Annotated in this window: 12 protein-coding genes and 1 other annotated feature; of the genes, 6 read left to right on the forward strand and 6 right to left on the reverse strand. The window is 54.1% G+C overall.

What is annotated here, in order from left to right:
- Window positions 1-59: 59 nt before the first annotated feature.
- Entirely contained in the window at window positions 60-2501 is a 2442-nt protein-coding gene (locus tag DFG60_RS03120) for a transglycosylase domain-containing protein (RefSeq protein WP_114570274.1), read from the reverse strand.
- Between the two features lie 141 nt (window positions 2502-2642).
- Window positions 2643-2845 (forward strand) — a binding site (T-box leader).
- Between the two features lie 69 nt (window positions 2846-2914).
- On the opposite strand from DFG60_RS03120, the gene tyrS reads away from it, so the two are divergent.
- Window positions 2915-4162, forward strand: coding sequence for a tyrosine--tRNA ligase (gene tyrS, locus DFG60_RS03125; protein ID WP_114570275.1), 1248 nt, complete (start codon window positions 2915-2917; stop codon window positions 4160-4162).
- Window positions 4163-4226: 64 nt separating this feature from the next.
- On the opposite strand, the gene DFG60_RS03130 is transcribed toward tyrS, so the two are convergent.
- From DFG60_RS03130 to DFG60_RS03140, 3 genes are all read right to left on the reverse strand, one after another.
- The gene (locus DFG60_RS03130; RefSeq protein ID WP_114570276.1) at window positions 4227-4754 is read right to left on the reverse strand and encodes a biotin transporter BioY; all 528 of its coding nucleotides are present in this window, start codon (window positions 4752-4754) and stop codon (window positions 4227-4229) included.
- A gap of 130 nt (window positions 4755-4884) precedes the next feature.
- A complete protein-coding gene (gene rpsD, locus DFG60_RS03135) occupies window positions 4885-5484 on the reverse strand; it encodes a 30S ribosomal protein S4 (RefSeq protein WP_114570277.1) in 600 nt (199 codons plus the stop codon).
- Between the two features lie 225 nt (window positions 5485-5709).
- Window positions 5710-6192, reverse strand: a complete 483-nt coding sequence (locus tag DFG60_RS03140) for a GAF domain-containing protein (protein ID WP_114570278.1) — start codon at window positions 6190-6192, stop codon at window positions 5710-5712.
- 210 nt (window positions 6193-6402) lie between these two features.
- On the opposite strand from DFG60_RS03140, the gene DFG60_RS03145 reads away from it, so the two are divergent.
- Both DFG60_RS03145 and DFG60_RS03150 read left to right on the forward strand, forming a co-directional pair.
- Window positions 6403-8103 (forward strand): septation ring formation regulator EzrA, encoded by a 1701-nt coding sequence (locus DFG60_RS03145; RefSeq protein WP_114570279.1) that lies wholly within the window; start codon window positions 6403-6405, stop codon window positions 8101-8103.
- A 57-nt stretch (window positions 8104-8160) separates the two neighbouring features.
- Window positions 8161-9720, forward strand: a complete 1560-nt coding sequence (locus DFG60_RS03150) for an amidohydrolase (protein WP_114570280.1) — start codon at window positions 8161-8163, stop codon at window positions 9718-9720.
- Window positions 9721-9783: 63 nt separating this feature from the next.
- Here DFG60_RS03150 and DFG60_RS03155 read toward each other — a convergent pair whose 3' ends face one another.
- On the reverse strand, window positions 9784-10545 hold the full coding sequence (locus DFG60_RS03155) for a MerR family transcriptional regulator (protein ID WP_114570281.1): 762 nt from the start codon (window positions 10543-10545) through the stop codon (window positions 9784-9786).
- An 87-nt stretch (window positions 10546-10632) separates the two neighbouring features.
- Complete coding sequence (locus DFG60_RS03160) at window positions 10633-11448, reverse strand: NAD kinase (RefSeq protein ID WP_114570282.1); 816 nt, start codon at window positions 11446-11448, stop codon at window positions 10633-10635.
- Window positions 11449-11596: 148 nt separating this feature from the next.
- On the opposite strand from DFG60_RS03160, the gene tpx reads away from it, so the two are divergent.
- The 3 genes from tpx (at window position 11597) to DFG60_RS03175 (ending at window position 14425) form a co-directional block, all read left to right on the forward strand.
- On the forward strand, window positions 11597-12088 hold the full coding sequence (gene tpx / locus DFG60_RS03165) for a thiol peroxidase (protein ID WP_114570283.1): 492 nt from the start codon (window positions 11597-11599) through the stop codon (window positions 12086-12088).
- A 97-nt stretch (window positions 12089-12185) separates the two neighbouring features.
- On the forward strand, window positions 12186-13094 hold the full coding sequence (locus DFG60_RS03170) for a class I SAM-dependent methyltransferase (protein ID WP_114570284.1): 909 nt from the start codon (window positions 12186-12188) through the stop codon (window positions 13092-13094).
- 119 nt (window positions 13095-13213) lie between these two features.
- A complete protein-coding gene (locus DFG60_RS03175; protein WP_114570285.1) occupies window positions 13214-14425 on the forward strand; it encodes an acetate kinase in 1212 nt (403 codons plus the stop codon).
- Window positions 14426-14572: the final 147 nt, after the last annotated feature.

A 14572-nucleotide genomic window follows, 5' to 3' on the forward strand; every position in this document is an offset into this window, starting at 1 on the left:
TGTTGCAGGCGAGGGGGTATTTCGTGTTCGATGATCGGACGGGGAGAGAACCGAGTGGATTATTCGGTCTCGTCCTTTTTCTTGTCATCAGTTGCAGGAGGTTCAGGCTTCTCCTCCTTCGGCTTTTCTTCACTTGGTTTTTCTTCTGGTTTCTCTTCAGGTTTCTCTTCTTCCGGTTTCTCAGCTGGTGGATCTTTCTTTTCTTCGGCAGGAGGATCCGGTTTTTCTTCCGGTTTCTTCTCATCCGTCGTCTCTGGCTTCTTCTCTTCAGGCGCCGGTTTCTGCTCGACCTTCTCTTCCTTCGGTTTCTTTTTCGGCTCTTCCTTGAATGAGCCGGAGTTCTTGAAGTCGTCTTCCTTGACCGAGGACGGCCGGACGAAACGAGCACCGGATTTGAAATAGGCATCATTCGCCTGATACGTCAGATTGGCCATCTGAGACCAGAGTGTCTGCGTCCGTTGATAGTAGTTATCGCCAGTAAGCGAGATGTTCTGGTCATGTCCTGTCCAGACTGCGAGCGTGACGCCAGGAGTCGACGCGACGAGATAGGAGTCGACACGGTCGTTCGTCGTACCCGTCTTTCCTGCCCAGTCGCCTGGCGCTTTCAAGAAGGCGTTCGCATACCGTGCTGTACCGTTCGTAAAGACGCCGCGCATCATGTCGAGCGTCAAATAAGCAGTACGGTCTTCATAGATGCGTTTCTTCTTCACTTTTGCTTTGTAGATGTTCTTGCCGTCCTTCGTGATCTTGTCGATGACGTGCGGCTTGACGTATTCACCGTAGTTGGCGAGTGTCGCATATGCGCCCGCAAGCTCGACCGGTGTGATCTCCATCGTACCGAGAGCGGCTGATGGTGCGTATCGGATCGCGTCCGGTACGGAGACGCCCATGTCGACGAGTTTTTGGATCGAGTCCGACATGTTCATCTCTTCGTATATCTTGACGGCAGGGACGTTCAGCGAGAGCTCGAGTGCTGTTCTGACCGTTACGTTCCCGCGGTACATGCCGCCTTCGTTCTTGATCGGCTTCTCCGGTTTGACCGGAACGTTCTGATAGTAATATTCCTCATCATTGATGGTCGACGCCGGTGTGATCAGCCCGTTTTCGATCCCATTCGAATAGACGAGAATCGGCTTGGCTGTCGATCCGATTTGCCGCTTCGCCTGGAAGGCGCGGTTGAAATCGTCCGCCTGTCCTTTGACGTACCGGCCACCGACGAACCCGAGGATCCGTCCAGTCTCGTTCTGGACCATGACTGCGGCAGTCTCTTCCGGATAGGCCTTCGTGACGTTCTTCTTCGTCTTTGGATCCTTGTATGTCAGATACTTCGGCTCGGCCGTGAAGTTTTTGCTGTCTTTGGCAGGCTTTTGCATCGCCTCGTGAATTTTCTTGTCGAGCGTCAAGTGGATTTTATATCCGCCCTGGCGCATGGCCACAAGTGCCTGTTCTTCGTATTTAGAACGGATGTCCGCCAGTTCCGTCGGCTTGATCTCGTCCTTTTTAAGCCCGTCCTTCTTCATGAAGTAGTCCGTCATCAGGTCGAGTGCTTCCTTTTGAGCGAGATCGACGACATATGGATACTTGTCACGTGCCCGTTCCCTCTGCTTCGAGAAGTCCTTCTTGATATCGTACTTCAATGCAGATTCGTATTGCTTGTCTGTGATCTTTCCTGCGACATGCATCCGCTTGAGGACAGTCTGCATTCGGTTGATGCTCGGAGTCAGATCCTTCTTGACGACGCCGCCTTGCAGGAACGGCGTATAATAGTACGGGTTTTTCGGAATCCCGGCAAGGAACGCTGCCTGCGGGATGTTCAGCTTCGAGGCAGGTTTGTTGAAGACGCCGCGTGAAGCAGCCTCGATGCCGGCGATGTTCCGCCCGAGCGAGTTACGCCCGAATGAGACGACGTTCAGGTAGGCTTGCAGGATTTCGTCCTTCGTCATCGCGTTCTCAAGGCGTAGCGCAAGCAGGATTTCCTTCGCTTTTCGTTCGAACGAGACTTCGTTCGTCAAAATCTGGTTCTTGATCAGCTGTTGCGTCAGCGTACTGCCGCCGGTCCGGGAAGATGAATTCGAGACTTCCTGGAGGATGGCGCGCAGCGTCGCTTTCGGTACGACACCTTCATGCTGATAAAACTCCGCGTCCTCTGTCGAGAGAACGGCATTGATCAGGTGAGGCGAGACTTTGCTGAGGGCGATCGGTGCGCGCTCTTCGTCCGTCGAGACGTTCGTCAGCTTTTCTCCGCTCCCCCAGTAGATCTCACTCGTCACGGCATAGTTATTGACTTGTTGTTTCATGTCAGGCAGTTCAGGAGCCTTCGTATCCTTGACGAGCGACGCGAAGTATCCGCCTGCCGCACCGACTGAGAAGCTACCGATCAACAGAACACCGATCAGGAGCAGCAGGATCAGGTTCCAGGAAACGTCATAGGTGATATTCGACCAGTTCCGAACGGTTTTCGTTCGGGGATGATTCCAAAACTTCGACCAATTCTCGAGCATAGATGATCTCCTTTGCGTATAGAAACTTTTTCATGAACATTCATTTAATCATAGGTGGAATAATTATACCATACCGCAATCCTTCAAAACGTACTTGACACCGGATTCGGCAAAGACGTAAGATGGAATCAGTTTTATAGACGACATGCCTTGATCGGAAATCAGTAGTGTGACGCTCCCTGTAGTAAAAGAGACTTGGTGGTGGTGCGAACCAAGACACAGCGATCCGCGAATTACGCTTCCAGGAGCATCTTGAGAAATCAAGCGGTCCGTCCCGTTATCGACGAACTAAGTGGCACAGATTGTGCAATTAGGGTGGTACCACGGAATTTTCCGTCCCTTCGTTCTCGAAGGGGCGGTTTTTTTTATCTTCATTTTAGAATACCCATAAATACAGAGGAGGCTGTTCAGTTATGAACCTATTACAAGATTTAGAATTTCGCGGCTTGATCAACCAGATGACAGATGAGAAGGGGATCGAGGAATTGCTTCAGACGCGGACGACGCTCTACACCGGATTCGACCCGACGGCGGATTCGCTTCACATCGGACACTTGCTCCCGATTCTCGTCCTCAAACGTTTCCAGGAAGCCGGACACCATGTCATCGGTCTCGTCGGCGGAGCGACTGGGATGATCGGCGACCCGAGCGGACGCTCGACGGAACGTTCACTCAATACGTCGGAGACGGTCGAGCTGTTCTCGAACCGGATCAAGGACCAGCTGTCGCGTTTCCTTCCGCTTGAAGGGGAGAACCCGGTCACGATCGCGAACAACCTCGACTGGACGCGTGACTTGACGGTGATCGACTTCCTGCGTGATATCGGAAAACACTTCCCGATCAGCTACATGCTTGCGAAGGACTCGGTCGACTCACGCCTCGAGAACGGAATCTCGTTCACTGAGTTCTCTTACATGCTCCTTCAGTCGTTCGATTTCCTGAAGCTCTACGAGAATGAAGGATGCCGTCTCCAAGTCGGCGGGAGCGACCAGTGGGGCAACATCACAGCCGGCATGGAGTTGATCCGCCGCGTCGGGCATGAGAAGAAGGCTTTCGGGATCACCGTGCCGCTCGTGACGAAATCAGATGGTCAGAAGTTCGGCAAGACGGCTGGTGGAGCGGTTTGGCTCGACGCAGAGAAGACGACGCCTTACGAGTTCTTCCAGTTCTGGTTCAACGTCGACGACCTCGACGTCATCAAGTTCATCAAGTTCTTTACTTTCCTGTCGCATGAAGAAATCAATGCCCTCGCGGAAGAAGTCGCGGCTGCTCCGGAAAAACGTGTCGCACAGCGCCGTCTCGCAGAAGAGATGACGAAGCTCGTTCATGGTGAAGCCGGACTCTCGCAGGCAGAACGCATCACGGCTGCTCTCTTCAGCGGTGACATCAAATCGCTCGAAGCAGCAGACATCGAAGACGCGTTCAAAGGGATGCCGCGCTTTACGCTCGGTGAAGCGACGAACCTCGTCGACGTCCTCGTCGAAGCAAAGATCAGCCCGTCAAAACGTCAGGCACGTGAAGACGTGACGAACGGTGCCATCTACATCAACGGGGAGCGCGAACAGGATCTTTCGAAGGAACTCTCGCGCAACGATGCAATCGGCAACTTCACGATCGTCCGCCGCGGCAAGAAGAAATACTTCGTGCTCGAGCACGCATGACTTGAAGTACAAAAAAGCAAGAAGAAGTTCCATGGCGGAATCTCTTCTTGCTTTTTGTTTGCTCTCAAACAGTTCGGAACAGGCGGACCGGCAAGAGGCGGATGGCGATCGCTGTCGCGAGAAGTGCTTTCAGGAGGTCGCCGATGATGAACGGGATGTTGATCGCGAGCGCGTCAGTGAACGGAAGATGGAGGACTGCCATCAAACCGAGGGAACCGATCAAATAGACGAGACCGATACCGAAGATGATCATACCGATGAAGAGCGGAGCGAACCGTTTTGTCCGTTCGGCGACGTAACCGATGAAGTAAGCTGCAATCGGGAAAGCGATCAGGTAGCCGACCGTCGGACCGACGAACGGCGCGAACCCGCCTTTTCCGCCAAGCAACGGAAGACCGGCCGCAGCAAGCATCAGGAAGATCAAAACAGCGAGCGAACCGCGTTTCGCGCCGAGCACGGCGCTGACCGTCATGATGGCGAGCGTTTGCAGCGTGATCGGTACTGGACCGAGCAGCTGAAACTGTGGCAAGAGGCTGACCGCTGCGATGATAGCGGCGCCGAGGGCGATGAATGTCATGTCTTTCGTTTTCATGGGATGAGACCTCTTTTCGTTTGTGTTAACCAAATATAAAATAAGGTTAACACAAACGGGGGGAGAGGGGAATACATGGAACGACAAAAAAAGACACCCGCGCAAGAGCGCGAGTGTCTGATAGAACAAATTAACGTGAGTAGTACTCGACGACGAGTTGTTCTTGGATCTGATCGTTCAATTCAGAACGCTCAGGAAGACGGACGTAAGATCCTTCGAGCTTCTCAGCATCGAAAGTAACGAAGTCCTTAGTTGCTGGTGCAACTTCGAGTGCTTCTTTGATAACGACAAAGTTCTTCGATTTTTCGCGAACTGAGATCGTTTGTCCTGGTTTTACGCGGTACGACGGGATGTCGACGCGTGCGCCATCAACTTGGATGTGGCCGTGGTTGACGAGCTGACGAGCAGCGCGGCGTGTACGAGCCATACCCATACGGTAAACGAGGTTGTCAAGGCGTGATTCAAGGAGGAACATGAAGTTCTCACCGTGGATACCAGGCATTTTGTCCGCGTCGTTGAAGATGCGGTTGAATTGACGTTCGTTAACGCCGTACATGTGACGAAGTGTTTGCTTCGCTTGAAGCTGAAGACCGTACTCCGAGATTTTACGACGGCCGTTGCCGTGTTGACCTGGAGCATAAGGACGTTTTGCGATTTCTTTACCAGTTTCGCTCAGTGAGATACCGAGACGACGTGAGAGTTTCCAAGCTGGACCTGTGTAGCGAGCCATAATGGGACTCCTCCTTCTGTTTCGTTATTATTTGCGAAAAAATAATAACGCCATCAAACCCGCATTACGCCCATTTCATGGTGCGGTACCCTCGCTTGATAGCAAAGTTACACGATACCCCTCCGGCAGAGCCGAGTCATGAAATGTGATACGTAAGCAATTTGACCGCTATCGTTATCATTTCTGCACTTTTACAAGTATACGTCGAACGATTCGGTGTGTCAATCAAATATGACGGAGAAGAACTTCACAGAATTTCTCGAGCCCCGCGCGGTCTGTCTCATCGAAACGATCGAACTCCGGGCTGTCGATATCGAGCACACCGATCGTCTTGCCGTCCTTGACGAGCGGCACGACGATTTCCGAGTTCGATGCTGCGTCGCAGGCGATGTGGCCCGGGAATTGATGGACGTCCGCAATCATTTGCGTCGTCTGGTCCTTCGCGGCAGTTCCGCAAACGCCGCGGCCGAACGGGATACGCAGGCAGGCAGGCAGTCCTTGGAACGGACCGAGGACGAGTTCGTCGTCACCGTCCGTCAAATAGAAGCCGACCCAGTTTATGCGGTCGAGGAACTGGTTGAGGAGCGCGCTTGCGTTCGCAAGGTTCGCCGTCTGGTTCGTCTCGCCCGTAGACAGGGCATCGAGTTGCTTTGCCAGCAGATCGTATTGTTTCGTGCGGTCACCGTCATAAGTCGTCGTTTGGAACATCATATTTCCTCCTCAGAGATAGCATTATTTTCTCATCTTATCGGGAAAATCAGGAGGTGACAATATTTGCGCTCGTCCCGTATGCAAAAAAATAGTAAGAATTAACAGGAACGATAGCGGTAAATCTATGCAAAGCGCTTGCGCTATACTATTATAAGTATAAGATTATAGCGAAAAAAATAGTCGCTTGAAGGTTGGAGGTCGTAGCGAATGTTGTATGTGGTGATCGGCGTGATCGTCATCGTCTTGCTCGTCATGCTAATGAGCATGATCAGTCGAAAAACGTACTACCGTAGAATCGACGAATTGGACATGCGGAAACAAGGGGTAGTCAGTGCCTCCGTCCCGCAGGAGTTACAAGAATTGAAGCAGTTGCCGATGGCGGGCGAGACAGAGACGAAGTTCACCGCGTGGCATGAGGCATGGGAGGAGCTGTTGACCGTCCATGTGGCGCAGATCGACGAGACGCTCTACCGGACCGAGGAAGGGCTCGACCGCTATCGTTTCTTTGCCGTCAAGAGTGATCTCGACGTGACGGAGCAGTTGATAGCCGATCTCGAGGGACTGATTAGCGGAATGCTGAGAGAGATGCACGCCTTCAAGATGAAGCAATCGGAACTCTCCGAGCTTCAGACGCAGGGCGAGAAGGAAGTCGCACAGCTCCGCAAGATGCTCCTGCTCCAAAGCAGTTCGTTCGGTCCGGCCTTGCCGGCGCTTGAAAGCCAGCTAGAGGAGACGGATGAACTTCGTCTGAAGATGCTCTCGCTCCAGCAGGCAGGTGAAGTGACGGAAGCCCATCAATCGAGCGAATCGCTCGGGAACAACGTCGCTATGCTTCGTCAAATGACAGAAACGTTGCCGAAGCACTGGAAGATGCTCTCGCTCGAGCTTCGTCAGCGGATCGATCAGCTCGGCGCTGGTTATAAGGAGATGACGCTCGACGGTTATCCGCTCGAGGCACTCGGTCTTCACGGGGAGATCAAACGACTCGGTGAGAGACGCCTTGAACTCGTCAACCGTTATGAACTGCTCGACCTTCCAGGTTTCGAGGGTGATGTCGAACAGCTCGCGGCAGACGTCGATCAGATGTATGACATGTTCAGACACGAGGTGGAAGCAAGACACTTCGTCAAGAAAGAGCATAAGGAACTCAAACAGAAGGCACTCCGGATGCGCGATAAGGTGCGTCAGCTGTCGGCGGAAGTCGAGACGCTCCTGAAGAGCTACGAAGTCTCAACGGAACTCGGAGACCATTTCGAGATGATCGAACGGGACACGGAATCGCTAGAAGGATATACGAACGACATCGAAGTCGCGATCCGCGAACAGCTCATCCCGTATACGATGCTGCAGGACAAGATGCGTGAAGCGATCCGCCTCGAGGAACAGCTCGTGTTGCAGGTCGAGCGTTTCATCATCGAGATCGAGACGCTGCGCAAGGACGAGACCGACGTCCGTCAAAAAATCACGGCATGGCGCCGTCTGCTCGCTTCCGCGAAACATCAGTTGAAGAAGCTCAGCATGCCGAAGGTGCCTGACGACCTGTCGGAGTCGATCGCCGAGTCATCCGCGTCGCTCATCCAGCTCGAACAGCGATTCGAGGAGACGCCGTTCAACGTCCAGCAGATCGTCTCACAAAGCGCGGACGTCGAAGGGACGTTTAGACTTCTGGAAGAACGGTTAGATAAAGTAATGTTCGACGTCGTATATGCGGAGCGGCTCGTGCAGTACGCGAACCGTTACCGGAAGCGTGACAACGAGGTACATATGTCACTGACGATCGCCGAATCGAAGTTCCTTGCCGGGGACTATAAGCGGACGATTTTGCTCGCTGAACGCGTTCTCGAGGAATTCGATCCTGCGGCGATCGAACGAATCAAGGAACAGTACGCAGGGGACTCGAATAACTGACAGTGAAGAAACAGGGTGGCCGAATTGGTCGCCCTGTTCGTATAAGGGGGAGAAACGATGGGAACACTCTATGTCAACGGAATCATCAGAACGATGGCGCATGAAGGCAAGATCCATTCCGCGATGTTCGTCGAAGGCGGGAAGATCGTTGCGATGAACGATGAAGCGAAGCTGCGGCGGCGCTTCGGGAAACGCATCACCCGAATCGAGAACCTGAACGGGCACGCCGTCTATCCGGCGTTCACAGATGCCCACATACACTTGATCGGATACGGTGAGGCGCTGAGCCGTGTCGATGCGTCTGAATTCGTCACTTTAGAAGCGCTAGGCCACGCTTTCAAGCAGGCGAAAGCCGTCAACGGGATCCGGATCGCCGAAGGGTATGATGAGACGAAGCTGGACGAAGCACCGACGAAGGAGTGGCTCGATCGTCTCTTCCCGGACGAGCCTGCATTGCTCAAACGGGTCGACCGTCATACGGCGCTCGTCAATGAGGTTCTATTGAAGAAACTAGGGATTGATTCCGACACTGCAGTCGAAGGCGGTAAAATCGGGCGCCTCGCGACAGGAGAGCCGGACGGTTTCCTCTATGACGCAGCACTCGAACCGCTCTATGCATTGCAGGCGGGATCACTCGAACGCAATAAGGAATCGCTGCGGCGCGCGATTGCCGACCTTCACGCACACGGAATCATCGGGGGCCATACGGAGGACCTCTCCTATCACGGTCCGCTCGACGAAGTGCTCTCTGCCTATCGTGAAGTCACGAAGGAGACCGGGTTCCGGGCGCACCTCCTCGTCCATCATCTCGTCATCGATGAGTTCGTCAAAGGAGAGCACGAAACGGACGAGATGTCGGTTGGGGCGATGAAGCTGTTCGTCGACGGGGCGCTCGGCGGGAAGACGGCACTCCTCAGCCAAGGATACTCGGACGATGCGACGACACGTGGCATCGAAGTCCACGCACCGGATCAGCTCGAACAGCTCGTCAAGCGGGCGCGAAGCTACGGTTATACGGTGGCGGCGCATGTCATCGGGGACCTTGCAATCGATCGCTTCCTCGACGTCATCGAGAAATATCCGGTACCGAAGGATAAGCGTGACCGGATCATCCACGCGACGGTCGTCAAACCGGAGACGTTGAGACGGATCCGGAAGCTGCCTGTCTTGATCGACGTCCAACCAGGCTTCCTGCTCGACGACGCGGACTTTGCCATCTCGCGCCTCGGGCTGAACCGGATCGATTGGGCATATCGTCTCCGTTCGCTTCAGGAGACCGGGGCTCTCCTCTGCGGCGGATCCGACGCGCCGATCTCGACCCCTGACGTGCGACGCGCGTTGTATTCCGCTACGACGGGGGATGCGGGGGCATTCAAGAAGAGTACCGAGACGCTGTCGATGTTCGATGCGCTCTCGCTCTACACGAAGAATCCGCACGTCGCGACCGGCGACCACGGGCGTCGAGGATTGCTCCTTCCGAGTTACGAGGCGGACTTCGTCGTCTTCGAACAGGACTTCTTCATGCTGAAGGGCGAAGCGATCCTCGACAATCGCCTGCTCCAGACGGTCCGCGGCGGCGAGACGGTATTCAGCGCGAACGCACCGGTCACGGTCTGACCACAACATCACATCCGCTCAAACGAAATCCCTCATCTGCTCGGATGAGGGATTTTCATGTCTTCACTTTTTTTCTTCGCAATAGTGCTGGATTGCGCGGTTGTAGAAGTCGGCCAGTCCATCTGCGTATTTTTCGTAGTGGGCCTTGAAACGTTCATCCTCGACATACATCAGGCCGAGCGAGCTGAACATCTCAAGCGAACAGACATAGAAGTTCCGGTTGATGAATTCATGTTGCGCCGCCGTGACCGCCTGAACCGCCTTGCTGTCGAACGAGGCGCCTTCCTGATAGAGCCTTGTCAATATACGTTCGTTTTCGCTCTGCTCCCGGTTGATGTCGTCCCATTCGTGTTTCGTACGGCACGCTGAACGTTGTTTGCTTATCCGGTAGGCATCGCTTTCGCCCCAACGCTCCCTTGTTTCTTCATCATATGCTTCTTCATGTTCGCGCATCTCCTCGTAGCTCAGACCGCGGAACAGGTCTTTCTCTGTCATCTTTTCTCCTCCTTCAAGTAGCGCCATCGTCCGCCGCGCGAGTTCGGCGAGCTCGCCGTAGTGGGCGGCCTTCGCCTCGAGCTTCTCGATCTGATCCCGCAATGTCGTGTGCCGGTCCTGTTTTTGAAGCAGTCCGCCTATTTCTTCAAGCGAAAGATCGAGCGACCGGTAGAGCAGAATTTCCTGAAGCCGTTCAAGATCGCCGGGCGTGTACAGGCGATACCCGGCCGGTGAACGTTCGGGACGCAAAATCCCGGTCGCGTCATAATGGCGGAGTGTCCGCTCGCTGACGCCGGCGAATGAAGCCGCCTGCTTGATCGTGTACTGCATGGCATCCCTCCTCTTTTTCAGTGTAGGGGGTGACGTCGCGGCAAGGTCAACAAAAAAATCTGCCCGGAGCGGACAGATTTTTCTGGATCAGAGGAAAGAACGCTGGATTTTATGCCAGAACGTATTGTTCGTCAGTTTGACGGTCTTCAGTTCGCGCTCTGACAGCTCGATGTCGACCGAGTCGGTCCGCTTGAGGCTGAGCGCCTCGTTATCCATCCCGATGATCGGATAGTCGTTCCCGTCCTCGATGATGCGCAGCGAGAGCTTGCGGCCGCGGTTCAACAGGAAGGCGGAACCGAGCGTCCGGTAGCGGTTGTTGTTGACGGACGCGATCTCGCTGACCTGAAGGCAGTGGATGAGCGGATCGACGATCGCGCCGGAGAGCGACTTGTTGTAGGCAGTCGAGCCGGTCGGCGTCGAGATGACCATACCGTCGCCGCGGAACGTCTCGAACAGGAAACCGTCGATATAGACTTCGATCGCGAGCGACTTGATGATGCTCGATTTGACGGAACATTCGTTCAGGCAGAGCATTGGCGGACCACCGTTGATCGATGCCTCGAGCAACGGATAGCGGCGCACTTCGACCTTGCCTTCCGATACCCGGCCGCCCGTGTCCTTGAGGGCCTTCTCGACACCGGACAGGTCGTTGATGTCGAAGTCGCAGTAGAAGGCGTTCTTGTCTTCGCCGAATCCAACATAGATGGCGTCGTCACGGAATCCTGTGAATCGCGCCGCCTGCAGGAAGGCGCCGTCGCCTCCGATCGCGACGATGATATTCGCTTGTTTATGGTCCGAAACGACGTTCAAGCCGTAACGCTTCCCGAGGTCGAGCAGCTTTCTGACTTGTACCTCGTATTTTTGTTTGTTTCGGTAATAGAGATAGACGTTATTCCGTGCCATGTTCATTCCCCCTCGAATTAATGTGACACTTCGATTATACCGTTTTTCAACGTTTGCCGACAGACGAAAGCAGGATAGTTGCGAAAGTGGTGTGACCTTTCTTATAGTAGATGGTGGAATGATTCAATCAGAAAAGGGGACATGCGAAATGGCTACATTCAAAGGCAATCCGATCACGCTCCAAGGTACACAGGTACAGGTAGGGGACAAGGCACCTGATTTCGAGGTGCTTGCGACAGACCTTTCTAAAAAGACGCTCTCTTCTTATGAAGGCGTCCGTATCCTTAGCGTCGTCCCGTCGATCGACACTGGTGTCTGCGACGCACAGACGCGCAAATTCAATGAAGAAGCGACGAAGCTCCCGAACGTCAGCGTTCTGACGATCTCGAACGACCTTCCGTTCGCGCAGCGCCGCTGGTGTGCAGCGAACGGTCTTGAGAACGTCGCGACACTTTCTGACCACAAAGACCTCTCGTTCGGTAAGAACTACGGCGTCGCGATCGAAGAGCTCCGTCTTCTCGCCCGCTCGGTCTTCGTCGTCAATTCGAACGATGAGATCGTCTACGTCGAGTATGTGCCGGAATCAACGGATGAGGTCGACTTCGCGGCAGCGCTCGAAGCAGCTGCTTCAGCTGAGTGACTGTTTACAAACAAAAAAGAAACGCTACAATGTAAGTAACAGAAGGCGGCTCCCGGAAAGATTCGGGGAGCCGTTTCGTTTTGGGAGGATGAGAGAGATGGAACCATTGGAGAAGCTGTACAAGGAACTGACGAGTCAAGCGAAGAAGGTCGAACGGGAGATCGAGGTGCCTTATCTCGATGCGCTCGCGCAAGTGATCTCGATGCTCGATGAACGTCACACGGATTCAGTCGAGCGGGATACCGTCCGAAAGGCGATCTCACTCGCCGTGCTTGAAGGAATGAAGGGTGCACAACCGAACCATCTGCCGACGCCTGACAGCGTCGCATTGTTTGCAGGATATCTATTGGGGAAATTGATGAAGAAAGGGGAGAATCGTCTGCTTGAGCTCGGAAGCGGGACAGGCGGGATGCTCCACGCCGTCCTCAGCCAGCTGCCTGACGAGACGGAAGGGCTTGCCGTCGAAGTCGACGAGACACTCGTCCGTATCTCGGCGGCGTCGAGTAACGTCCTCGAACGGAAGGTGACATACTTCCATCAGGATGCGCTGCGTCCGCTCTTGGTCGATCCGGCTGATGCCGCGATGGCAGACCTCCCTGTCGGCTTCTATCCGGATGAGGAAGCGGCGAGTGAGTACATCCTCAAGCGTGATGAAGGGATGAGCTACAGCCACTTCCTGATGATCGAGCAAGCGATGAACCATGTCAAACCAGGCGGGTATGGCGTATTCCTGATCCCGAATGCCCTGTTCGAACATGACACGGAAGGGAAACTGAAGACGTTCTTCGAAACGAAGGCCAGCGTGATCGGTATCCTGCAGCTGCCGCTGACGATGTTCAAGAAGGAGCAGGCGGCGAAAAGTTACCTGATCGTCCGCAACCGGATTGCCGGCATGACGCTCCCGAAACAGGCGCTTCTTGCCGAACTCCCATCCTTCACGGATACGCGCGCGTTTGGCGGAATGGTGAAACAGATTGATGAATGGATTAAGACAGAATTAAAATGATCGGTCAAAGTGATTGAAATGTCCAGTAGATTTGACTATTCTAATGTAGTACAGAAAAAGAAGTGTCACCTATACAGAAGTGATGGTTGCTGATTTTGAAATGAAAAGGGGATAATATCATGGCAAAGATTATGGCGGTAAACGCTGGGAGCTCGTCGCTTAAGTTCCAATTGCTCGAAATGCCTAACGAGACGCTGATCGCAGTCGGTCTTGTGGAACGTGTCGGGAAAGAGGACGCGATCTTCACGATGAAATACGGCGAAGGCCAAAAATATACGGACGTTCTTCCGATCCTTTCGCACAAGGAAGCGGTCGAAATCGCCCTCGAGAAGCTGATGTCGTTCAACATCATCTCTTCATATGATGAAATCAAAGGAGTAGGTCACCGCGTTCTCCACGGTAAAGAGAAGTATGCGGATTCTGTCGTCATCACGGACGAAGTGATGGCGGACATCGAATCGTATACAGAGCTCGGGCCGCTCCATATCCCGCCAAACGTGACGGGTATCCGTGCATTCCAAACGATCCTGCCGAACGTGCCGCAAGTCGCGGTGTTCGACACGGCGTTCCACCAGTCGATGCCGGAAGAAAACTTCCTGTATAGCCTTCCGTATGAGTACTACACGGAGTACGGCATCCGGAAGTACGGTTTCCATGGAACGAGCCATAAATATGTGACGGAACGTGCGGCTGAGCTGCTCGGCCGTCCGCTTGAAGACCTTCGTCTCATCTCATGTCACCTCGGTAGCGGTGCTTCGATCGCTGCGGTCGCCGGCGGTAAATCGATCGATACGACGATGGGCTTCACACCGCTCGAAGGTATCACGATGGGTACACGTTCCGGATCACTTGACCCGGCCCTCATCCCGTTCCTGATGGAGAAGACAGGCAAGTCTGCCGAGGCTGTCCTCGATGTCATGAACAAGGAGTCGGGTATCTACGGCCTGTCAGGTCTCTCAAGCGACCTGCGTGACGTCGAGACGGCTGCTGCTGAAGGCAATCACCGGTCTGAGATGGCGCTCCGCATCTTCTCGAACCGTATCCACGGTTACATCGGTCAGTATGCTGCTGAGATGAACGGCGTCGATGCGATCATCTTCACTGCCGGTGTCGGTGAGAACTCTGACCTCATCCGCGAGCGCGTACTCCGCGGCCTCGAGTTCATGGGCGTCTACTGGGATCCATCGCTCAACAACGGCGCACGCGGTGAAGAACTCTTCATCAACTACCCGCACTCGCCGGTCAAGGTCATCATCATCCCGACGAACGAGGAATTGATGATCGCGCGCGACACGGTCCGTATCGCAGGACTTGTCGCTCAAAACGTATAAGAACGATTCAACGGATGAACCCGGATGCTTGATAAAAAGACGACTTTCCACACGGAAAGTCGTCTTTTTTGCGTCCGCTCGTGTAACGTGCATTTCCAATGTTACACGCCATGTAATGGGTATTTCTTACTATTCACCCTTAATAGT

It is taken from the genome of Exiguobacterium flavidum (assembly GCF_003344535.1).
GTDB classification, from domain to species: domain Bacteria; phylum Bacillota; class Bacilli; order Exiguobacteriales; family Exiguobacteriaceae; genus Exiguobacterium_A; species Exiguobacterium_A flavidum.